This is a genomic window from Armatimonadota bacterium (assembly GCA_017303935.1).
GTDB lineage: Bacteria > Armatimonadota > Fimbriimonadia > Fimbriimonadales > Fimbriimonadaceae > JAFLBD01.
Window position 1 is genome coordinate 387,651 of sequence record JAFLBD010000001.1, and the last position, 20,856, is coordinate 408,506.

The following is a 20,856-nucleotide window of genomic DNA, read 5'->3' on the forward strand; positions in this document are numbered from 1 at the left end:
TATGCAAATGGGAACGCGAAGGAAGGGGTTCACGCTGATCGAGTTGTTGGTGGTCATTGCGATCATTGCGCTTTTGGCCGCAATCCTGTTTCCCGTTTTCGCACGCGCCCGAGCGAGCGCAAACCAAACCGCTTGTCTTTCAAACTTGAAGCAGATCGGCGCCGGTATCACGATGTACATGTCGGATAACGACGACCAATTCCCCCATGCGGTCGATGCGAGCGACAAGTTCCGACCAGAGATTTGGGACGATGAACCAGAATTTCGGGCAAGAATTCCTGACATGCCTCTCATCTGGGACGCGACGAATCCTTACATTAAGTCGAAAGGAGTCTGGAAGTGTCCATCCGACAGCGGCACGGCAATGCTAGATAGCCATTTTGGAATCGAGTTGCGTTCCGCTCCGAGCTTAGCGACCTCGTACGGTGCGAGCTATTTCTTCCGAACCGAAATTGCGTTCAAATATTTCCAAAGCAGCCAGTTCCAACTACCCGCGCAAGTGAACGTGATCTTCGACGGTGCTGGGCATTGGCACGGGTCGGCCTCCCGAATCGAACGCCAAGATAGCCCAGGTCGGTATTTCGAAAAGCTCCAAAAATTCCGCTACAACTGTCTGTTTGGCGACATGCACGCAAAATCGTTGACCTACGATCAGCTCCAGACGGCTTGGGGTATCGAGCTCTAATCCATAATTCTATTCATGGCTTCGGAACGCGTTGTTCGACCCCAAGGTTTTTGGACCGGCAACCGTTTTGAACGAGGGCTAGAAGCCGCATTTGTTGACGGGAAACTCGTTGAGCTTCGCCCAACCGTTCACAAGCCTGACCCAGTCTGGATTTCTCCACCGTTTGCGAACGTGCATTCACACCTCGAATATCGTGGGCTTCAATCCAAGATTCAATCCAGCAACTATTGGGAATGGATTCGCGAGTTGACGGAAAAGAAGGCGAGCCAAGACCTCGATCAGGTTAAGGCAGATTGCATCCTTGCGGCACAAGAAAACAAGGCGACTGGAGTGGGGCTGATTGGCGAGCACTCGGATCGGCCATTCAGTGGGGCGGCGCTGGCTGGGGTCGGAATCCGCGGCAAGATCTTCCAGGAAGTGATCACCTTCCTGGAATCGGGTTCGCCTGCTGAGAAACTCGCTCTTATAAAGAAGAAGATGGAAGGTCAGCGAGCCGAGGTTCTCGCGGCAGGCGGCGGACTGCGATTGATGCTCGCGCCGCACGCGCTCTATACCGTTGACGAAGCAACCCTAGCCTCTTTTCAGCCTGGGGCGCCCAGCATTCATTTGGCAGAATCTCCAGTCGAGAACGAGTACTTTGAATCTGGCACCGGACCAATCGCCGAACTTTACGCCAAGTTTCAGGTTCAACGAAATCTCTCGAATCGCTCAGCCGTCCGTGAGGCCGTTGATATCGGCGTCGTGGGGAGCGGGACGCAGTGCGTGCATTGTTGTGCCGTGAGTGACGACGATATCGAACTTCTAGCCCAAGTTGGCGCTGTCATCGCGCATTGCCCGCGGTCGAACATCGCCTTGGGGTGTCCGCCGGCGCCGATCGAAGAGATGCTAGCTGCCGGATTAAAGATTGGAATTGGGATGGATAGTCCTGCCAGCAGCGGCGAAATCGATTTTTTTGCGGAGATGCGAGCCGTGACAGGAGTTTCTGCCGAAAAAATTTGGGAAGTGGGCACGACAATGGGAGCGGCGACACTTGGATTTTCGGATTGGGGCGTCCACGATCCAGAGACCGCCGCCGATCAACCCTATATCAAAATTCAATCTCCGGCGCTAACCGTCCAAGAACTGATAGAGTTTGGCAATCCGGCCCAGGTGGAATGGCTTTGAGCGGAATACGAGAAAACTTGTTTGCTGTTGTCAGTGCGATTCCATCCGGCAAAGTGATGGGATACGGTGATGTGGGTTCGAGCCTGGATCGACCCTGCAGTGGATTGGTCGTCGGAAAGATGATCGCGGATTGTCCGGCTGGGGTCCCGTGGTGGAGAGTGGTCGGCGCGAATGGCGACATCAAGACGGATCGTCGCGATCCACGGATTGGAATGGAGCAGCGAGCATTGTTGGCAAACGAAGGCGTTCAATTGGAGAACGACCGAGTGCCACGGCGCTACTTTGTTGAACAAGAATAAAAAGAGCCCGGCCAGATTTGACCGGGCTCTTTTTTGGGTTAAGCCATCACGGTTTCGACAGCTTCTCTCAATCTCGCAATGTCAGGAAGCGCGGCGTATTCGTATATCGGGTTGTAACCGATGTGAACATCGTCGCGGCTGACAACTTGTGGCGAGGCTAGTAGTAGACCAAACCAATCTGGGTTGTTGACGAACTCTGCGACAACGTTCCCCGCGAAACCGCAGGTTCGAGTGTCTTCCTGCAGAACTATCAATCGTCCGGTCTTTTCGACGGACTTCGCGATCGCTTCGTAATCGCAAGGGACGATCGAACGAAGGTCAATCACCTCGACCGAATAGCCGCTTGTCTCGGCAACTTCTTCGGCGAGTTCCAGGGTGTTGCCCCAAGTAACGATCGTGACATCGGAGCCTTCTCGAACGGTCCGTGCCTTGCCGAATTCGACCGGTTGAACATTGGTCACATCCACTCGCTTTCGGAAGATGTGCTTCGGCACGAGGATGAAATGTGGATCGTCGCCTTGCATCGCGGTCCAGAACAGGCCAGCGGCGTCTTCAGGAGTCGAGGGAATCGCTACCTTAAGTCCTGGAGTGTGGGCGAGATAGGCTTCAGCGGACATGCTGTGCCAGAGCGAACCGCCAGGCAAGTAGGCACCGTATGGGGCGTAAACCACCATTGGGCACTTCCATTCGCCGAACGATCTCCAGCGCAAAGTCGAAATGTTGCTGACGACTTGGTTCCAGCCAGGTGAAATGAAGTCGATGAACTGCAATTCGAACACAGGGCGCATGCCATACGCGGCCATTCCGACGGCAACACCCATAATGGTCGCCTCTGCGAGCGGCGCGTTGAAAACTTGCTTTGGATAGTTCTCGCTACAGCCAGCAGTGATTTTGAAAACGCCACCTTTGGGGTCCTCAATGTCTTCGCCAAACATGATCACGTTTGGATCGCTTTCAAGGCACTTGTGGAAGACCTTGTTGATGCTATCCACCATGGTTTGCGGGCCTAGGTCGATGGGTGGGCGTTGTGGCGAAGGAGTCTCGCCCCAGCCGTGGAGCATAACTTCGCCGGCGAGAGGATCAGCGGCGAGTTCGGCGCGGTCATAGTCTTCGCGCACCAAGATCTCCAACTCCTCGGCCATCTTGTTGAAGGCTTCTTCCGAGAGTTCTCCCGCTGCGATCAATTCATCTTTAAGGAGCTTGATCGGGTCGCGGTCTGCCATTGCGGCGATGTCATCGGCATCTCGATAAACTCGATGGTCATCGGAACTGGTGTGGCTGCTCAAACGGTCGAGGTCGCACCAGAGAATCGTTGGTCCACCACCGGTTCGCGCTTTTTGAATAGCCTCGACCGCGGCCGTTTGCACGTTGTCAATCTTTCGTGCGTCCACTTTGACCACGCGATCCGTGCTGAGGATTCCGCCGATATTGAACGGCATAAAGTGACCGGTCGGCGTGGAAATCCCGTACTTGTTGTCCTCGATCAAGAACACGACAGGAAGGTTTTCTTGAATCGCGAAGGCAATCGCTTCATAGAACTCGCCTTGGCGGCTGGCGGCATCACCGACGCTCGCGATACAAACGTGGTTTTTGCCTTGCAATTTCATGCCCCAAGCGGTTCCGCAGGCAGGAAGTAGGCTGCCACCGGTGGGTGTGCAAACACTGAAAACGTTGTGTGCTCGGCTGGAATAGTGGCCTGGCATTTGGCGTCCGCCGCTACTGCTTTCCTTCTTTGCGTGGTAGGCAAGCGCGAGGTCATAGTTGGAGAGACCCCGTGCGAGCATCAGCGCTCGTGAGCGGTAGTAAGGGAAGATCCAGTCTTCGGCGACCAGTGATGACTCGATGGCTGAAAGTGCCTCGTGCCCCATTCCGCTGACAGCGAACCAGCCTTTGCTTTGGCGCAGAAGGATGCCTTCGCGGCGGTCGCCCTCGCGTGAGAGCATCATGAGTCGGAGATAATCGAGCTTGGTGACAGGCTTAGTGATGGGGGCTACAGACATAGTTTGGAACCTCTTTTCTTCGTTGAAAAGCACCTTCCACTATTGTACCGCTCGCCGGTTGTGGAAGGCGACATTTTTGCACTCCAGAGTCCGACGGTTGACGCTGTTTTAACTTTTGACCAGCGATCGGCTCTGAAGGGCTTGCATATAAAGTTCCACGTACAACTTGGCGCTCTTATCCCAGCTGAAGTCGGTGTTCATGCAACGCTGGACCAAGGCCTCCCACTCCGGGCCGCTCTTGTAGACCGACAGCGCTCTTTGGATGGTGTCTAGTAGAACTCTTGCGGATTTCTCTTCGAAAACAAATCCGTTTTTGCCATCGAAAATTGAATCGGCGAGTCCACCTGTTTGTCGTACGATCGGCACAGTACCATAGGCGCAAGCGATCATTTGACCCAGACCACAAGGCTCAAACGCGCTCGGCATTAAGAACATATCCGAACCTGCATAAATCTTATTGGCTAGCGGAGCATCATATCGCTCAACGAACCTGACTTGGTCCGGCCAGTCTTCTTGGAGCTGGCGCAGATGTTCGGCGGCCCAAGGATCGCCTGTTCCGAGTGCAAAGAACTGGCAGCCGAGTGCCAACATTCCATAAGCTTGCTTGATAATTAGGTCAAAGCCTTTTTGATCGCTAAGACGGCTGACAATGCCTAAGAGCGGTGCGCCCGTTTCAGTAGGAAGTCCAAACTCTGTTTGTAACGCTTCTTTACATTTTGCTTTGCCAGAAAGATCGTTGCTATTGAACGGAGCGGCGATGACCGGATCTTGGGTGGGATTGAAGAACACGGTATCGATTCCGTTCAAAATGCCTGAAAGCTTGCCGCTTTTGCGCATGGCACCCATCAATCCCCATTGGCCGGCGCCGTATTCTGGAGTGGTGATTTCGTCGGCATAACTTGGAGAAACGGTGTTGACCTTATCGGCGTAAACGCATGCCGATTTGATGAAGTTTACGCCTCCAAATGTTTCCAGTTTCTCCATCGTAAAGAGCGATTCCGGCAATCCAGCCTGACGCAATGTGTCTTTGTCGAATTCGCCTTGATATTTCAAGTTATGGATCGTGAAGATTGACGCAGTGTTATCCCATTTTTGGGATGCTTTTTCCCGAATGAAGACTGGAAGAAAACCGGTGTGCCAATCGTTAGCATGCACGACATCGGGAATCCAACCTTCTGCTTCGCATTGTTGGATCACTGCCGCAGAAAAGTAAAGATAGGCTTCTTTTCCGTAGGCATAAAGTTCTTCCGACTTTTGTGTTTGTTTGAAGAACTCATCGCAATTAATCATTACGACCGGCACGTCGCCAATCGCGTCCTTATAGACAATTGTTGAATACGAATCGTGAACATTCACGTGAGTTGTAAATGACTCCACTGGCTTGTCATCTGAGCCGACGACCATTCCGTATGCGGGCATCACGATGCGGACATCGTGCCCCAAAGCCTTCAGAGCTTTTGGCAATGAGCCAGCGACATCGGCGAGGCCGCCAACTTTCGCGAAAGGCGCAACTTCAACGGAGACAAACAGAATCTTCACGGGCAGGGGGATTATTCCACTTTTCGAACGTTGTGGCGCGTTGAGCCTAGATTGAACGTCTCTCGTATGGGAATTTAAGCAGGATGAAGAGACGAACCAAGATTGTGTGTACGCTAGGGCCAGCCACGGCAACCAGGGAGAAAATTGCTGAGTTGATCGCGGCAGGAATGAATGTCGCGCGGATCAATTGCAGCCACGGCGATTGGGACACACGGCATCAGTGGATTGGCTGGCTACGAGAATTGAGCCCATCCACAAACCCGGTCGGAATCCTCGTCGATCTTCAAGGCCCAAAGTTTCGGATCGGTGCGTTGCCGAACGGCATCATCGAGGTGACCTCAGGCCAAACCCTAAACATGAGCCACGTCGATCCAAACGCAGACCTCTATGTCGGTGGGAAAGAGATTTGGGAGGCGATGGCAACCGGGGATCGGCTCTTGTTTGGCGACGGTGACGTTGAAGTCAAGCTCGGCGTGAAGCGAGGAGATTCGTTCGACGTTAAAGTGCAAACCTCTGGAGTGATCAAGAGCAAGCAAGGTGTCACTCTGGTTGGGAAGTCGTTCGAAACTCCTGCGATGACCGAAAAGGACATGATCGACTTGCAGGAAGCGGCACGGGCTGGAGCAGATTTTGTCGCCTTGAGCTATGTTCGACGCGCCGGCGATATTCGGGAATTAAAGAGATTTCTAGAAAAATTAGACTTTTCGGTGCAGGTTTGCGCGAAGATCGAGACTCACCAGGCGGTCAAGGAGATCGATGAGATCCTGAAAGTCACCGATGTGATCATGGTTGCTCGGGGAGATTTGGGCTTGCAGATGGACATCGAAGATGTGCCGCTAGTGCAAAAGAAAATCATCCGGAAGTGTAACGAGCAAGGTCGCCCGGTGATCACCGCGACCCAAATGCTGGAGAGCATGATCCAGATCGCCCGGCCAACCCGTGCAGAAGCTACCGACGTAGCGAACGCCATTCTCGACGGGACCGATGCGGTGATGCTGAGTGGCGAAACGGCAAGCGGCAAATTCCCAATCGAAGCGGTGAAAACGATGGCCAAAATCGCTGAAAGCGCGGAAGCCGGATTTGACCACGAGAAGCACTTCGAAAGCATCGAGGCGCTGAAAGACAACACTAGCGCAGTCGCCGAAGCGGCGGTCACTCTCTCAGCGACGCTAAAGGTTAAAGCGATTGTGACGACCTCGAGCAGTGGACTCACCCCGCGCATGGTCAGCAAATTCCGGCCTAAGGCGCCAATTTTATGTACAGCTTGGACCGATGAAACTTATAGACAAATGAGTGTGGTCTGGGGCGTTCAAACGATGCGATTGCCGAGCCCTGAGACCACGGACGATGTCGTTCAGCGCGCAATCGACGGATTTTTGAAGGAACGACTCCTAAAAGTTGGAGATCATGTTATCATTACAGCGGGTGTTCCAGCCGGAAAGTCTGGGCATACCAACCTGATCATGGTTGAGACGGTGAAGTAGACGAGGATTGTCAATATGAATTCAAGCACGAAAAAAGGGCTGGCATTTGCAATTTGCGGTGCATTGGTTGGTGTGGGTTTGAGCATCAAGCCATGGCAAAAGCTTCAGGACGAGCGGGCCAGTGCATCAAAGGCGAACGCCGAAATGCGCGCGATTGAAAAGGAACGAATCGAGCTTTTGCGCAATCAAACAAAGATGGAAAGCGCCGCTGGCCGAGAAGATGTCGCCCGTGCGCGTGGCTATAAGAAGCCAGAAGAAATTCCTTGGAATCCCTAAATGATCTCTGCCCTCGTTTCAATGGCGATCTGCCTTCAAGCCGACGCCGCTCCGCCCCTTCCTACTGAAATCCGGCTGACCAAAGGTTGGACCTGTACGGCAAAACTGGTGCGCGATTTTTCTGGGGAAGATGACCTCAGTTTGGTGCAAACGGATCGCGTGATTACCGAATTTTTGGGTTCAGATTCCGAGGGCAGGTTGGATTTTCGCCACTCGGTGACCCTCGAAAAGGAAGTGTTGGACGGAGCCAATCGTCCACTTCCAGCCGAGAACTTCGCGACGATTTTCGACGAAAAGCGCACCAAGTATGGCGCGCAGTTTAGGTACACGACGGCAGTAGACGATGCTGATTCGTTGATGCTACTCTCGAGGTTCATCACATCGCCGATTTCGGTCAATCCCGTGAAAGTTGGCGAGACCTGGCAGTTTAGCGATCGTAGGTTCATGCCATACAGCTACTCCGCTCGGTACCTGCGATACGAGAACGGAATTCATGTTATTCGGGTCTATTTTGAGAGCCTCGAAGATCCGAATTGGTCGGCTATCGGCGAGGCCAGCGTCCAGCAAAATGGCATGCCTCGGAAGGTGACCTTGACGGCAAAAAAGGTGCTCATCCCAGGAAGCGAGGTCGGACGAGTCAATTTGAAGCTGAGCTACTCCGTAACCAAGGTCACGGAGTCTCGCTAGATTTGGTCGAAGATCCGCCGGGCACGGGCTTGGCTCCGGCTGGAGGATTGAACTTGAACGTGGCTGTGTCGGGCAGAATCCCGCGCTGAATTTTCATTCGCCATTGAAGCGAAGATGCTCCCCGAGTCTCTGCGTAACCAATTGCTCGCAAGATCGGAAGCTCTGGAGGAGCGGGGAAGCCAAATTCGAACCCATAGACGGTGTGGACAGGGTCGCCCAGCGAGAGGAGCACAGAATTTCGGTCTACGGACTCGTCTCCGGTCGGTAGCCAAGGTGTCCAGGTTCCAGCCCGGTTTGAATCACGGATGAGCCGAGCGGCCATCGCTGCGTTTCCGTTGACCAGCGCGCCAAGCCGAGCCATCAACTCATCGGTCGATTTGTATGGCGACAAAACGTAGCGGTTGGTCCTGGCATCGTACCGACTGAAGTTTTCACCGTCAGCAACCCACATCCGATCTTGAACACCGTCGATTGTGCTGTAGATTTCAACCTTTGGCGGCGTGGTGCCTTGCTGACTTCGGAAGTAACAAGTGACCGCAAAATTGTTCTCGGACCTTGGTGTCTTTTGGACGCCGGTGAGGATGAGCGCATAGGTCGGCTCGTGTCCAAGCTCAGCGATTGAACGCGATACGTCATCGATCGAAAGGGCCGGTAGCCCATACGATGCGGCAGATACCGCTAACAAAAAGCCAATACTCAATCGCTTCACGGAATGTTTGACGCACCTAAAGTCATTGGTGTTCGGCGGCTATAATAAGGGTTCGCACAATTCAATCCCTTGGTGAGGGAGGAACAACTTATGTTAGAGAAATACGAAGATTCTTATCTATATCGGTTGCGGCATTCGGCCGCGCACTTGATGGCTCAAGCGGTTCAGGAACTCTATCCTGGCGCGAAGCTCTCCATCGGCCCTCCGGTCGAAAACGGCTTTTATTACGATATTGACTTCGAAAAGCCGGTCAAGGAAGAAGATCTCGCGGCGATCGAAAAGAAGATGAAGGAGCTGGCCAAAATGGTCCAGCGGATCGAGCGCAGCGAAGTCAGCCGAGACGAAGCCCGAAAAATGATTCTCGACTCGTCGATTCCTGGAATGGGTGAGGCGGTCGCTGAATATAAGCTCCAGCTGCTGGATGCAATTCCCGAAGGCGAGACGATCAGCTTCTACAACCAGCAGAGAACTGACCGAGAAGGTGTACTCCACCGGTTCCTTGACCTCTGCCGCGGCCCGCACGTCGAAACGACCAAGGAAATCAAGCACTTCAAGTTGATGTCGATCGCGGGTGCGTATTGGCGTGGGAACGTCAAGAACAAGCAGCTCACACGAATTTATGGCACTGCGTTCGAGAGCCAAGAGGAACTTGACGCGCATCTCCACATGCTCGAAGAGGCGAAGAAGCGCGACCACCGAATTCTAGGCAAAGAACTCGGGCTGTTTATGTTCAGCCCCGTTGTCGGAACCGGACTCGCCCTTTGGTTGCCTAAGGGTGCGACCTTGCGGCAGACAATGGTGGAATTTTTGCAGCGAGTGCAGGTTGAAAACGGCTACGAACCGGTGATCACGCCGAACATCGCCAGCATCAAGCTGTATGAAAAGAGCGGGCACATCATCAACTATCGCGACAAGATGTTCCCGTTTATGGAGGACAAGAATGAGGCGGGAGAAGTGGACGACACGTTCATTCTGAAGCCGATGAATTGCCCGTTCCACATCGAAATTTATCGTTCGACGATGCGAAGCTACCGCGATTTGCCAATCCGTTACGCTGAATTTGGCACGGTTTATCGGTACGAGCAGAGCGGTGAAGTGGCAGGGATTCTTCGTGCCCGTGGTTTCACCCAGGACGATGCTCACCTCTTCGTGCGGCCAGATCAACTGCAAGACGAGTTTATCGGCGTCGTGAACATTATCCAGACCGTGCTCAAGAAGTTGGGCTTAACCAATTTCCGGGTTCGGGTGGGTACGAAGGATCCGAATTCGGACAAGTACATCGGACACGACGATAACTGGACGATTTCGACCGAAGCGATTATCAACGCGTGTCAAACGCTGGGTCTGGACTACGAACTGTCGCCTGGCGACGCCGCATTTTATGGTCCAAAGCTCGACATCATCATCAAAGATGCTCTCGGACGCGACTGGCAAATGGGAACGGTTCAGGTTGACTACAACTTGCCGGAGCGGTTTGATCTGGAATACATCGGAGACGATAGTAAGCCGCATCGCCCGGTGATGATTCACCGCGCGCCGTTTGGATCGTTGGAGCGAATGATCGGGTTGTTGACGGAGCAGTATGCAGGTGCATTTCCGCTTTGGTTGTCGCCGATCCAGGTGGCGATTCTTCCAATCGCAGACCGCCACGTGGGCTATGCTCAGGCGCTTGCCGCGGCCTTCCAAGGCTTCGAAACTTATGGCTTCAACTGGGATGGTCCGGTGGAGTGGTCGCCTGTCAATGCTGAACTGCAGCACACCTACCGCGTTACGGTGGATGACAGCCGGGAGACGATTGGCAAGAAGATTCGCGAAAACACTCGTCACAAGGTTCCGTACATGTTGATCGTTGGCGACCGGGATATGGAAGCCGGAACGGTTGGCGTTCGATGCCGCGAAAAAGGTGACCTCGGCGCAATGTCGATCGCAGATTTCTGCAAGCTGATCGAAGAAGCACACGGCTAAAAACAAATTGGCCCCGATGATTCGGGGCCAAATTGCGTCTGGCAGGACCGTTTAGAACGCTTCGATCAAGATGGCTGTGGCTTCGCCACCGCCGATACAAGGCGAGCAGATCGCGTACTTGCCACCGCGTCGCTTTAGTTCGTGAAGCGCGGTTAGAATAAGCCGTGCGCCGGTCATTCCGATTGGGTGTCCGATGGCCACGGCGCCACCATTCACATTGAGTTTCTCGGCCGGAATTCCAACCTTTTGGGCTACGATCATCGCGACCACAGAGAAAGCTTCGTTCACTTCAAAGAGGTCGATCTGATCCACGCTCAGTCCAGCCTTGCTCAGGAGTTTTTGAACAGCAAATGCAGGCGCAGTGGTGAACCATTCTGGTTCTTGAGCGTGCTGTGCGTAGGCGACGATTCGACCGAGAGGTTTGAGACCGTTGCTTGAAGCGAACTCATCACTGGCGAGCACCATCGCCGCACCACCATCGTTGATGGAACTGGCATTGCCAGCGGTAGTCACTCCTTCTTTGCCGAAGGCGGGCCGAAGTTCAGGAAGCTTGGCGACATTTCCGCGACCGGGTTCTTCGTCTGACGAGACCATGACTGGATCGCCCTTTCGTTGTGGCACCGCGACAGGAACAATTTCGTCATTGAACTTGCCGGCGGTTTGTGCGGCAAGTGCTCGGTTGTATGACTCCGCGGCGAAGGCATCGAGTTGCTCGCGGCTGAAGTTGAATTCTGCCGAAGTCTTGTCACCGCAGTTCCCCATGTGGACGTTGTGATAAGGATCCCAAAGTCCGTCGTGGATCATCATGTCGATGAGTGTGCCGTTGCCCATCCGGTATCCGGTTCGCGCCTTTTCTAGGATGTACGGTGCGTTGGACATGCTTTCAAATCCACCAGCCAGCACGACGTTTGCGTCGCCGAGTTTGATCGCCTGGGCCGCCATCATGGCAGCCTTCATTCCCGAGCCGCAGACCTTGTTGATGGTCGTGCAAGGAACACCGTTTGGAACTCCAGCACCGAGTGCTGCTTGGCGGGCTGGAGCTTGTCCGAGTCCTCCTGTCAACACGCATCCCATGAGCACCTCGTCAACTTGGTCGCCTGACACGCCAGCTTTTTCAAGCGCGGCTTTGATCGCGAACGATCCTAATTGAGGACCAGAGAAATTGGCGAGGGCGCCTTGGAAGGAGCCAATCGGGGTGCGCACACCGGAGAGAATCACAACATCTTTCATAGCTTAGTTCCTTGCCGCCTTTGGCAAGGTGATACGAGAAAGAGGATACCCGCCGGGTTTATTTCGGTAACAGTTTTTGAACCTTGTTCATTGCCCGGTCGATGACCGTAATCTCTTCGAGTTTTTGCTTTCGAGCGATGACCGTGAACGCAACAGATCCAAACCCAGCGATGAGCGCGAGGCGAAGAACAGAAAGCAAGACATTGCCGGTTGGGACGAGGAAAGCTGGAATCAGCGCCGCAATCGTCAGGCCAAGTGTGGCAATCGCGGTGCCATCGAGTCCCTTCGCGATGGATTTCAAATCGAGCCCGCCGACGTCCTTGCTCAAACTGAACAGCATATAGATGCACATCATGATTGCTGCCAGGCTCGATGCAAGCGAGAGGCCGCGCCATTGAAGTGGGCTAGCTTGGAGAAGAGAGCAAAGAAGGACAAACACGCCCGTGGTGACAGTTCCGACGATCACTGGTTTGAGCGTTTGTTGAATGCTAAAGTAGCCGCGCATCAGAATCGGGTGGAGACACCAAGCCGGAATTCCGAGGCAGAACAACTGCAGAGAGACTACGATCCCTTCTTGACTCGACGTCTTTGATTTGCCCCAGCTGTACAAAACACCACTGATGTCTGGAGCTGCGATGGCCATGAAAACGGCGAGCGGGATGGTGATAAACAGCACCGTGCGAATCGACTTTTCGACTTGGCTGCGGAACAAGTCCATCCGCTTTTGAGCGTAAAACTGGGCAAGCGCGGGGAAGATGGCAATGGCGAATGATTGTCCAAAAATGCCTAGCGGTGCCTGCATTAGCTTGTTGGCAAAATCGATGGAAGTGATGATGCCATCGGGGTACCGGCTTGCCAGAGAGCGCATAATGATCGGAAAGACGCCTGGAAGTGATAGCCCGAAGATCACTGGTGCCATAAGCACAAACACCTTTTTCACTCCAGGGTGTTGGAAATCGAACTTGACCTTGATTTCTCCGCCAAGTTTGCGCATCGCAAAAAACGGGATGATCAGATTGCCGAGAAATGCGCCAGATACTGCACCGATCGCCATACCCATGATGCCTGGATGGACAAAGTGCGAGATGACGATTGCGCCAAAAATGATGCCGATGTTGTAGATGTTCGGACCTAAACCTGGGATCGAAAAACGCTGGTGCGCGTATAGTGTGCCTACCATCAATCCGCCGATGAAGAAGGCGTATTGGGCAGGTAAGAGTATTCGGCTGATTTGGGCGATCAGGGCGTAATTCGCTTCTTGCTTGTGGTCGATGATCGCGCTGATGAGCTGAGGGGTGAACGCGAAGACGAGCAGAATTAGCGCAATCAAAGCCGTGCTCATGATCGTCGCCACTGAGCTGAAAATGTGCCAAGCCTCCTTGCGCCGATCAGTGTGGAGATATTCGCTGAAAACCGGAATGAAAGCTGAACTCAATGCTCCGCCGGCAATGAGAAAGAACAACAGGTCGGGAATCATGAACGCCAAGGTGTAGGCGTCAGTGGTGGCGTTTCTGCCGAACTGCGCGCCCATGATCACATCGCGCAGAATTCCGAGCACTCGGCTCAGGAACAAGCTCAGGCCCATGATGGTGCTGGCGCGCCCAACGTTAGGTTTTGGTGAAGAATCGTTTTGGACAGTCGCCTCGGTCATGAATCGTTTTGTTACGGTACCACGGAACCCAATAATTGTGCGAGCAACCACAATCCCGACAACAAGGCATAAGAAATTGCGCCAATCTTACATCGTCGAACTTTTATACTGGTAAATTTACTGGGCGAGAATAAGTATTTTTGGTGTAGAGTCTTTGACATTGCAATTGCCAGTATTTATTGGCTGTCGTCTTCTATCTGATTTGTTTTTATGCGCAACTCTTCTCCCCGAAAAAGTCTTCGTACTTTTGGGCTTCTAGCTGCTGGAACCATCTTATGGTCTCCGGCAAGCGCACAGTTTATCTTTTCGAATCCTGCTGGCGGGAACTGGAGTTCAGGTTCAAATTGGACGGCTGGGCTCATTCCAGGATCCGCGCCACTTCTTGACGTATATGTCAATTACACACCCTTTTCAATCTCTGGCGCAGTAGTCCCTTTTCCTACGACTATTAATACAACATCCAGTGTTAGCCGAATGTTCGTAGGTGGAAATGTTTCACATACTCTTTCTACATTAACTCTTAACAATCCTGGTTCAGTTGTCACTGGCTCTTATTTGCTAAATGGCGCGACACTAACCGGTGCGGGCACGTTACAAATTAACGGATTATTCACGCTGCAATCTGGAACCTTGAGTGGCACCGGATTGATCACAGCCGATGGTGGCATCCGGGTCATCCCATCGCCAGACATGTCGATCCAACGACCGCTGGTGGTATCGGGCACTTCGAGCTGGGAGTCAGGGACGGTTTACGGCACAAATGGCGTCGCGGTCCAGAATTGGGGATCGTTCACCATCTCGAGCCCGACAGACAATGCTGAGTGGACCGGTAATCAGATTTTTGTGAACATGCCGGGTGGCGTGGTTACCAAAACCAGCGCGGTGAACACCAAAATGTCCGCCACGAACAACGGTAGTTGGAACGTGAACGCCGGGATCATGCGGTTCAATAGCACCGTTTCCGCGGCGAGCCATGCCGGACAATTTGTGATTGGATCGGGCGCATCGATTCGGTTCACTGGCACGAACGATTTCACGACTGGAAGCGATTTCTCGGGTGCTGGAACAGCTGTCAATGACGCTGGCACTGTGAATTTCGGGGACGGTTCGAGCGTCTATTCAGGATTCACCGGTTACTACGGCACAACGACATTTGCCGCGGGCTCCACCATCGGAAATGGCGCAAAGATCATCGGTGATGGCGGCACCATCAACATCAACTCCGGTGTGACTGCGACCCCTTCGAGCTACGCGATTACTTCCAGCGGTGGAACGAGCACGGTGAATTCCGATATGTCGCTCGGTACCTTCACCATGTCGGGTGGAACATTCACTGGCACCGGAAACACCACCGCTTCCGGACTGGTCACGCTCTCCAACGGAACTTTGTCTGGCACAGGAACATTCCTCGCCAACGGTGGCGTGAAGATCAATCCCACCACGGGTCTGACGATTGGAAAGTCGATTGACGCCAGCTCAAACTCCAGCTGGGAATCGAGCAACATTGTCGGTGCAGGCGGAGCGCTGTTCCGAAACAGCGGCGTTTTTTCGATCACGAATTCGCTTGATGGCGCGGATTGGTCCGGAACGAGCGTGTTCCAAAACACGGCGCTCGGAACCGTCAATAAGTCGAGTACAGGCTCAACCCGGATGTCAGCCACTAACCATGGCGTTTGGAACGTGACCAACGGCATCATGCGCATCAATAACAGCGCTGCTGCCGCATCTCACGCCGGTGACTTTACGGTCGGTTCGGCGGGGCAACTTCGGTTCACCGGGACAAACGATTTCACTTCAGGATCATCTTTGGCTGGTGCTGGAACCACCTATAACGATGCCGGCGCGCTGAACTTCCGAACAGGATCTCTGGTCAATGGCAAGCTCAACTCGATTTGGGGCTCGATGACCTTTGATTCCGGCTCGTCGATTGGCACCAGTGCTCAGCTCACATCCGATGGCGCGACGGTTTTGGTCAACAGTGGAGCTACTGTCTCGGGGTCGAATTACACTGTGACCGCGAACGGTGGCACGAGTACCTTTAATACGAATTCACAGTTCGGCACCGTAACTTTGCAGGGTGGCACGCTGACCGGATCGGGCAACTTTACGGTCACCGGGCAATTCCAATTTGCTGGCGGATCGCTGACCGGCACCGGCACTCTGACGGCGGCTGGTGGAGTTGTAATCAGCGGTACGGGCACCCGCTACATTCAGCGGCCGATGATCGCTCAGGGCAGCTCAACGTGGGGAACAACCAACGTCAACGCTTATCAAGGATCGTTCGCTCAGAACGGAACGATGACGTTCAACGGCACTGGAGATTGGGCCGAATGTAACTTCACCAACAACGGCTCATTGGTAAAGCAAGGGCCTGGCACGACCTCCACTCTCAGAGGCGGATCCGGTTTCCGAAACCTGGGCATCGTCAACATTTTCGAAGGAACTCTCTTTGTGCAAACAGTGCCTGCGACCGGGCACACCGGAACGTTCAATGTCTCGTCTGGAGCCACATTCCAGACCCAGAATAATCCTAATTTCCAATCCGGTTCGAAGCTACAGGGCGCAGGATTGTGGAAGAGCTTGTTCGGCACGGTCAACTTCAACTCTGGCTCCACCTTCGGGATCAACAGCGTGGACATCGCCTCCACGACGCTCAACATCAATCCTGGCGCAACTGTCGCCGCCAGCCCGAATATCGTCCTCAACAGCTCGTCAATCCTTTTCAATTCTGGCGCAGCGATGACGGTGGGTTCGATCGATGGCACGGTCGGTAATTTGAATGCCATTAGCAATATGACCGTGACTGGTCAGATGGCATTCGATGGCACAGTGACTGGAGCTGGGACCTGGACTTTGGACGGCCTTTTGACGTTCAAGAATGGTCAATTTGCACCGGGTGGCGCGATCTTCGCCAACGGTGGGATTGCCTTCAACACCGCTGGAATCAAAGACATCAAGCGCGATATCACTGCTGGTGGTTCAAGCTCATGGGGTCAGGGCGAGGTGTTCAATACCAACGCGTTTATCAACAACGGTACGTTGAATATCACCAACAGTGAAACTTGGCAGGGTGGCTCGCTAGGCAACACTGGAACGATTTGGAAGCAATCGTCTTCGGGTACGACGCTTTTTTCATCGCTGACAGGGTTCACGAACAGCGGATTTGTCCGAACTGACAGTGGAGATATTGAGTTCGATGGTAGCGGCACCCACAGCGGAAACTTTTTCGCTGCTGACAATACTAATATCGCATTGCGAGGGGCAGAGACTTTCACTGCGCCATCGCAGAGCTATGGTGGCGGACGGCTCAAATTCTTTACTGGTCCCGTCACTTTCCAGTCAGGAACTACCGTTTCGACTGACCTGAGTGCAGATACGGTCGCCTCGCTCACATTTGGCCCCGGTAGCTTCTTGGATTCAACTTCGGACGTTCAACTGGTGACGTCTGGGATGCTGCTGGATACCGGGCAATCGATTTCGCTCAGTTCGGTATCTCTAGAGGCCTCTTCGTTGACTTCTAATATCGGACTAGCAGTGACCGGGCAAATCATTTTTGACGGAGGCAGAATCGCTGGCGCAGGACCGTTTGATTTCCTGGGCGGAATCAACTTCATCAGCGCAAATCTGAAGCAATTTGGATCGAGTTTCAATCTAGGCGGGAACTCGAATTGGGCTGACGGAATCATCGAAGCAGATGCGGCCGCCATCGTCAATAGCACCGGCACGTTCACTGTGACCGGCGGAATCCGCTGGTACGGAGGGGTATTCAAGAACCTCGGAACGTTCAATAAGGCTGGCGGTAACACAATAACTCGCGTCGCGATGCCGTCGGATAACGGATCGGGCGGATTCTATGGTGCTCAATTCAGTAACTCTGGCCAAGTCAATGTTCAAACCGGAACCTTGATCGTTGGCGGTTACGGCGGACATAGCGGCGACTTCTTGGTCTCAAACGGCGCAACGCTGTCGTTTGATTCACCCCAAGTTTTTCAAAGCGGCTCGGCAACGACATCTAACGGTACGACCCGGTTCGAAAGTGGAATCTCTGACTTCGAATCCGGTTCATCGATTACCGGCAATTTGGTCGTGCAGGGTGGCACAGTCAACTTCCTTTCCGGTTCGAATCCGGACCTTCCACTCGATTTTGTTCATGCCGGATCTGGGACGATCAATTTTGCTACTGGCTCAACGCGGAATTTCAACAATCTCACCCTGAGCAACGGATTACTGACCGGTCCCGACACAATTCAAGTTGCGAATGCCTTCAACTTCAACGCTGGGACATTGAGCGGCTCTGGCCCACTCAACGTGACTGGCGGAGTTGTTTTTAGTGGCACTGGAACGAAGACCTTCAGCCGCCAAATCTCCGCTGCTGGGACTTCACTCGTGAGCAATGGGCTCGTGATGGCCACGGGTGGAACATTCACTAACTCGGGCACGCTCCGGTTTGATAGCGACACCGACTGGTATCTGGGCACGATCCTGAATTCGGGGACCATCGAGAAGACGGCCGGCTCCGCGTTTACTGACCTTTATCCAAATTCGATAACCAACACAGGATTAATCAAGTCTGCCTTTGGCACACTCCGGGTCAATGGTCTCGCAGGATATACCGCAGGTACCAATGAGTTGAATTCGGGTTCATTCCGATCTGAGAACGGAGGAACTCTTTCCTTCACTGGAATCACCTCGGCGATGAAGATCAACCGATCGACTCTAGAACTGAGCGGCAGCACCAGCAAGCTTCTGGACGCTTCGGGTGGCAATTTGATCCGGTCGATGAACACAAACTACGGTCAGCTCAAGGTTTTGGATGGGGCGATCGCATCGACGACTTCGAATCTGAGCAACTCTGGACTGATCCAAGTTGGCGCCGGATCTTCTTACACCCTGAACGGAATTCTCACCATGTTGAGTGGTCAGCTTCAGGTCGATGGATCGCTCGCCGCGAATAGCTTCAATGTCACTGGCGGCGCGATTACCGGTAACGGAGCTTTGAACGGTTCGATTACAAATAACGGTGAGCTTTCGCCTGGAAATCCAATTGGCTTCTTGAATGTGTCTGGCAACTACACCCAGACTAACACCGGCACTTACCGAGTTGAAATTCAAGCTCCGACGACGAATGCGAGTGATACCATCAACGTTTCTGGAACTGCGAACCTCAACGGGACTTTGGCAGTTGACATTCCGATTGGTATGACCATTCCGAATGGGACTCGCTATTCGATCATGAACTCCAACGGAGGAGTGTCTGGAATCTTCATCAACGTTCCTCCAGCGAACGAATGGTCGGTCGAATACTTCCCGAACAAGGTTGATATCGTCAAGATCACGAATTCCGCTCCTCTGGTTCCGGTTTCAGGTCAAATCGTTCTCAGTGGTTGGACGAACTTGCTCAATCTTCCATTGGTCCGGCTAAGGCTAATGCAAGGATCCACCGTTGCCCAAGTTACATCAGTGACTCCTGGCCCGAACTCGACTTGGACCTACTCGTTCCAGACTCCACAACGCGGAACTTACACCCTTGAAGCGTTTACGGAGCGGTTTTTGGTGCAGAAGCGATCGATTACGATCGGTGCGAGTGGTGCGACTGCCAGCTTCAACCTGGTCCCTGGAGATGTCGACCTCGATAACGAAATCGGCTCCAGCGACTTCGACGCCATTGTCGCCGGATTTGGCACGACAATCAATGAAGGCTCGTACATCCCTAACACGGATTTGGACGGTGATGGTGAAGTTGGCTCCAGCGACTTCGACCTGGTTGTCCAAAACTTCGGAATGTCCGGCGACTAAGCCCAAGGCTTACGCCAGATCATCGCCACAAAATTCGGGACTCTAGACTCGTCTTCCGCGAGCCGAGAGTCCCGAGTTGGTTTCGGTTCTTCAAAGTACTCCAGCCTAAATCCATTGAGTAGCAGGGTAGAAAAGATCGAATCGAATGTTCGGTGGTGGTTGATGACCTTGATGCCGCACCATTCTGAAAGTACGCCTCTCTGAGTGCGGTAGTCCGCGATTCCGACATGGAGCTTCTTTCCGGAAGCATCTTTGATCCATCCCGGGCCGATGCTAGCGGTGAAAATCGGGTGGACATTGCTCACGACAATCCTTCCGCCGGGCCGAAGAACGCGATAGGCTTCTTTGATCGTGGAACCCAAATCGTCGATGTCAACCCAGGTGACATAGTAGACGAGTGTCTGCGCTGAAAAATCGTCGAGTGGCAGCTTCTCCGCGAAGCCAGGAAGGTACTCACCTTCGGGATCGCGTTCAATGGCCATTTCGCGCAAAGCCGTCGTGGGTTCGATGCCGATGACCTCGTGGCCTTCGTTCTTGAGCATTCGGCAAAATCGCCCCTCTCCGCACCCAACGTCGACGATTGGTCCTGCTGGTTCCATTTCGACCAAGCGCATCATGACCTCATCGAGCATGTCCGTGCGATTGGCGTCGCCGGCATCAACAAATCTGATCCATGCTTCGGCGGAATCGTTCCACATCGGGTCGTTTGGGTTGGCCATTGCCACATGGTACCAAGATGGTGGAAAACGTCTGGGAAACTAGTCAAGAAGCATAGGGAAAGTGGGGGCAAATTGGGGGCAAAAATTGATTCAAAAAATCGCTTCCAATCCACATATTGTGCCGTCTATAATCCTCGGATACAAGATGTTGTATCCATTTGAGGAATTGCGATGAACTGTCCCTACTGCTGCCACCCCGAGCAAAAAGTGCTTGATTCAAGGCCATGCAGGGACGGGCACGCGATTCGGCGACGCCGCGAATGTGACCATTGTCACCGAAGATTCACGACGTTTGAAGAGATCGAAAGAGCGCGACTTTTCCTTGTAAAGCGGGATGGTTCGCGCGAAGAATTTTCGCGTGAAAAGCTGCTGAGCGGGATGTTCCTGGCCTGTCGAAAGAGGCCAGTACCGCATGCGCGAATCGTGGATGTTTCGGTGATGATCGAGCAGGAGCTTCTGGACGAAGGGGACCTTGAAGTGCCATCCGCGCGCGTTGGAAAGATGGTATTGAATCACCTTTCAGAGATTGATGAAGTCGCCTACATTAGGTTCGCGAGCGTTTACGAGAAGTTCGAAACGCCAGCGGAATTCAGTCGGTTTGTGGACGTAATCCGAAAAAAGTCCAACGTTTGAGTAGAATTTCGTATACTAT

The 20,856-nt window shown here is 53.3% G+C and carries 15 protein-coding genes; 9 read left to right on the forward strand and 6 right to left on the reverse strand.

What is annotated here, in order from left to right; all coding sequences use genetic code 11:
- Nucleotides 1–7: 7 nt before the first annotated feature.
- From J0L72_01825 to J0L72_01835, 3 genes are read left to right on the forward strand one after another with little or no spacing between them, the layout of a single operon-like run.
- On the forward strand, nucleotides 8–685 hold the full coding sequence (locus J0L72_01825; GenBank protein ID MBN8689511.1) for a prepilin-type N-terminal cleavage/methylation domain-containing protein: 678 nt from the start codon (nucleotides 8–10) through the stop codon (nucleotides 683–685).
- Nucleotides 686–700: 15 nt separating this feature from the next.
- Nucleotides 701–1,849: an amidohydrolase family protein gene (locus J0L72_01830; protein ID MBN8689512.1), complete on the forward strand. Its 1,149-nt coding sequence runs from the start codon at nucleotides 701–703 to the stop codon at nucleotides 1,847–1,849.
- Nucleotides 1,846–2,148, forward strand: a complete 303-nt coding sequence (locus tag J0L72_01835; protein ID MBN8689513.1) for an MGMT family protein — start codon at nucleotides 1,846–1,848, stop codon at nucleotides 2,146–2,148. The genes J0L72_01830 and J0L72_01835 overlap by 4 nt, the downstream gene beginning before the upstream one ends.
- Nucleotides 2,149–2,186: 38 nt before the next feature.
- Here the strand turns inward: J0L72_01835 and J0L72_01840 are convergent, their stop codons facing one another.
- Nucleotides 2,187–4,148 (reverse strand): 2-oxoisovalerate dehydrogenase, encoded by a 1,962-nt coding sequence (locus tag J0L72_01840; GenBank protein MBN8689514.1) that lies wholly within the window; start codon nucleotides 4,146–4,148, stop codon nucleotides 2,187–2,189.
- A 108-nt stretch (nucleotides 4,149–4,256) separates the two neighbouring features.
- The gene (locus J0L72_01845) at nucleotides 4,257–5,687 is read right to left on the reverse strand and encodes a glycogen synthase (protein ID MBN8689515.1); all 1,431 of its coding nucleotides are present in this window, start codon (nucleotides 5,685–5,687) and stop codon (nucleotides 4,257–4,259) included.
- An 83-nt stretch (nucleotides 5,688–5,770) separates the two neighbouring features.
- Between J0L72_01845 and pyk the strand changes: the two genes are divergently transcribed.
- Genes pyk through J0L72_01860 form a run of 3 tightly spaced genes read left to right on the forward strand, consistent with a single transcriptional unit; the run spans nucleotide 5,771 to nucleotide 8,134 of the window.
- On the forward strand, nucleotides 5,771–7,171 hold the full coding sequence (gene pyk, locus J0L72_01850) for a pyruvate kinase (protein ID MBN8689516.1): 1,401 nt from the start codon (nucleotides 5,771–5,773) through the stop codon (nucleotides 7,169–7,171).
- A 15-nt stretch (nucleotides 7,172–7,186) separates the two neighbouring features.
- Nucleotides 7,187–7,447: a hypothetical protein gene (locus J0L72_01855; protein MBN8689517.1), complete on the forward strand. Its 261-nt coding sequence runs from the start codon at nucleotides 7,187–7,189 to the stop codon at nucleotides 7,445–7,447.
- Nucleotides 7,448–8,134, forward strand: a complete 687-nt coding sequence (locus J0L72_01860; GenBank protein ID MBN8689518.1) for a hypothetical protein — start codon at nucleotides 7,448–7,450, stop codon at nucleotides 8,132–8,134. It abuts the gene before it with no gap.
- On the opposite strand, the gene J0L72_01865 is transcribed toward J0L72_01860, so the two are convergent.
- Nucleotides 8,118–8,843 (reverse strand): hypothetical protein, encoded by a 726-nt coding sequence (locus tag J0L72_01865; protein MBN8689519.1) that lies wholly within the window; start codon nucleotides 8,841–8,843, stop codon nucleotides 8,118–8,120. The two genes, J0L72_01860 and J0L72_01865, sit on opposite strands and share 17 nt — an antisense overlap.
- Before the next feature lie 90 nt (nucleotides 8,844–8,933).
- Between J0L72_01865 and J0L72_01870 the strand changes: the two genes are divergently transcribed.
- Complete coding sequence (locus tag J0L72_01870) at nucleotides 8,934–10,808, forward strand: threonine--tRNA ligase (GenBank protein MBN8689520.1); 1,875 nt, start codon at nucleotides 8,934–8,936, stop codon at nucleotides 10,806–10,808.
- Nucleotides 10,809–10,859: 51 nt separating this feature from the next.
- On the opposite strand, the gene J0L72_01875 is transcribed toward J0L72_01870, so the two are convergent.
- A complete protein-coding gene (locus J0L72_01875) occupies nucleotides 10,860–12,038 on the reverse strand; it encodes an acetyl-CoA C-acetyltransferase (GenBank protein ID MBN8689521.1) in 1,179 nt (392 codons plus the stop codon).
- Nucleotides 12,039–12,096: 58 nt separating this feature from the next.
- A complete protein-coding gene (gene murJ, locus J0L72_01880) occupies nucleotides 12,097–13,689 on the reverse strand; it encodes a murein biosynthesis integral membrane protein MurJ (protein MBN8689522.1) in 1,593 nt (530 codons plus the stop codon).
- Between the two features lie 555 nt (nucleotides 13,690–14,244).
- On the opposite strand from murJ, the gene J0L72_01885 reads away from it, so the two are divergent.
- Complete coding sequence (locus J0L72_01885; GenBank protein MBN8689523.1) at nucleotides 14,245–19,485, forward strand: hypothetical protein; 5,241 nt, start codon at nucleotides 14,245–14,247, stop codon at nucleotides 19,483–19,485.
- On the opposite strand, the gene J0L72_01890 is transcribed toward J0L72_01885, so the two are convergent.
- Entirely contained in the window at nucleotides 19,482–20,204 is a 723-nt protein-coding gene (locus tag J0L72_01890; GenBank protein MBN8689524.1) for a class I SAM-dependent methyltransferase, read from the reverse strand. The two genes, J0L72_01885 and J0L72_01890, sit on opposite strands and share 4 nt — an antisense overlap.
- Before the next feature lie 171 nt (nucleotides 20,205–20,375).
- Between J0L72_01890 and nrdR the strand changes: the two genes are divergently transcribed.
- Entirely contained in the window at nucleotides 20,376–20,837 is a 462-nt protein-coding gene (gene nrdR / locus J0L72_01895; GenBank protein ID MBN8689525.1) for a transcriptional repressor NrdR, read from the forward strand.
- Nucleotides 20,838–20,856 lie beyond the last annotated feature (19 nt).

Bases quoted from the DNA above. Each gene is read 5' to 3' on its own strand.
- J0L72_01830 (MBN8689512.1), top strand. From the start codon at position 701: ATGGCTTCGGAACGCGTTGTTCGACCCCAAGGTTTTTGGACCGGCAAC.
- J0L72_01860 (MBN8689518.1), top strand. From the start codon at position 7,448: ATGATCTCTGCCCTCGTTTCAATGGCGATCTGCCTTCAAGCCGACGCC.
- J0L72_01870 (MBN8689520.1), top strand. From the start codon at position 8,934: ATGTTAGAGAAATACGAAGATTCTTATCTATATCGGTTGCGGCATTCG.
- murJ (MBN8689522.1), bottom strand. From the start codon at position 13,689: ATGACCGAGGCGACTGTCCAAAACGATTCTTCACCAAAACCTAACGTT.
- J0L72_01875 (MBN8689521.1), bottom strand. From the start codon at position 12,038: ATGAAAGATGTTGTGATTCTCTCCGGTGTGCGCACCCCGATTGGCTCC.
- J0L72_01840 (MBN8689514.1), bottom strand. From the start codon at position 4,148: ATGTCTGTAGCCCCCATCACTAAGCCTGTCACCAAGCTCGATTATCTC.
- J0L72_01855 (MBN8689517.1), top strand. From the start codon at position 7,187: ATGAATTCAAGCACGAAAAAAGGGCTGGCATTTGCAATTTGCGGTGCA.
- J0L72_01890 (MBN8689524.1), bottom strand. From the start codon at position 20,204: ATGGCCAACCCAAACGACCCGATGTGGAACGATTCCGCCGAAGCATGG.
- nrdR (MBN8689525.1), top strand. From the start codon at position 20,376: ATGAACTGTCCCTACTGCTGCCACCCCGAGCAAAAAGTGCTTGATTCA.
- J0L72_01825 (MBN8689511.1), top strand. From the start codon at position 8: ATGGGAACGCGAAGGAAGGGGTTCACGCTGATCGAGTTGTTGGTGGTC.
- pyk (MBN8689516.1), top strand. From the start codon at position 5,771: ATGAAGAGACGAACCAAGATTGTGTGTACGCTAGGGCCAGCCACGGCA.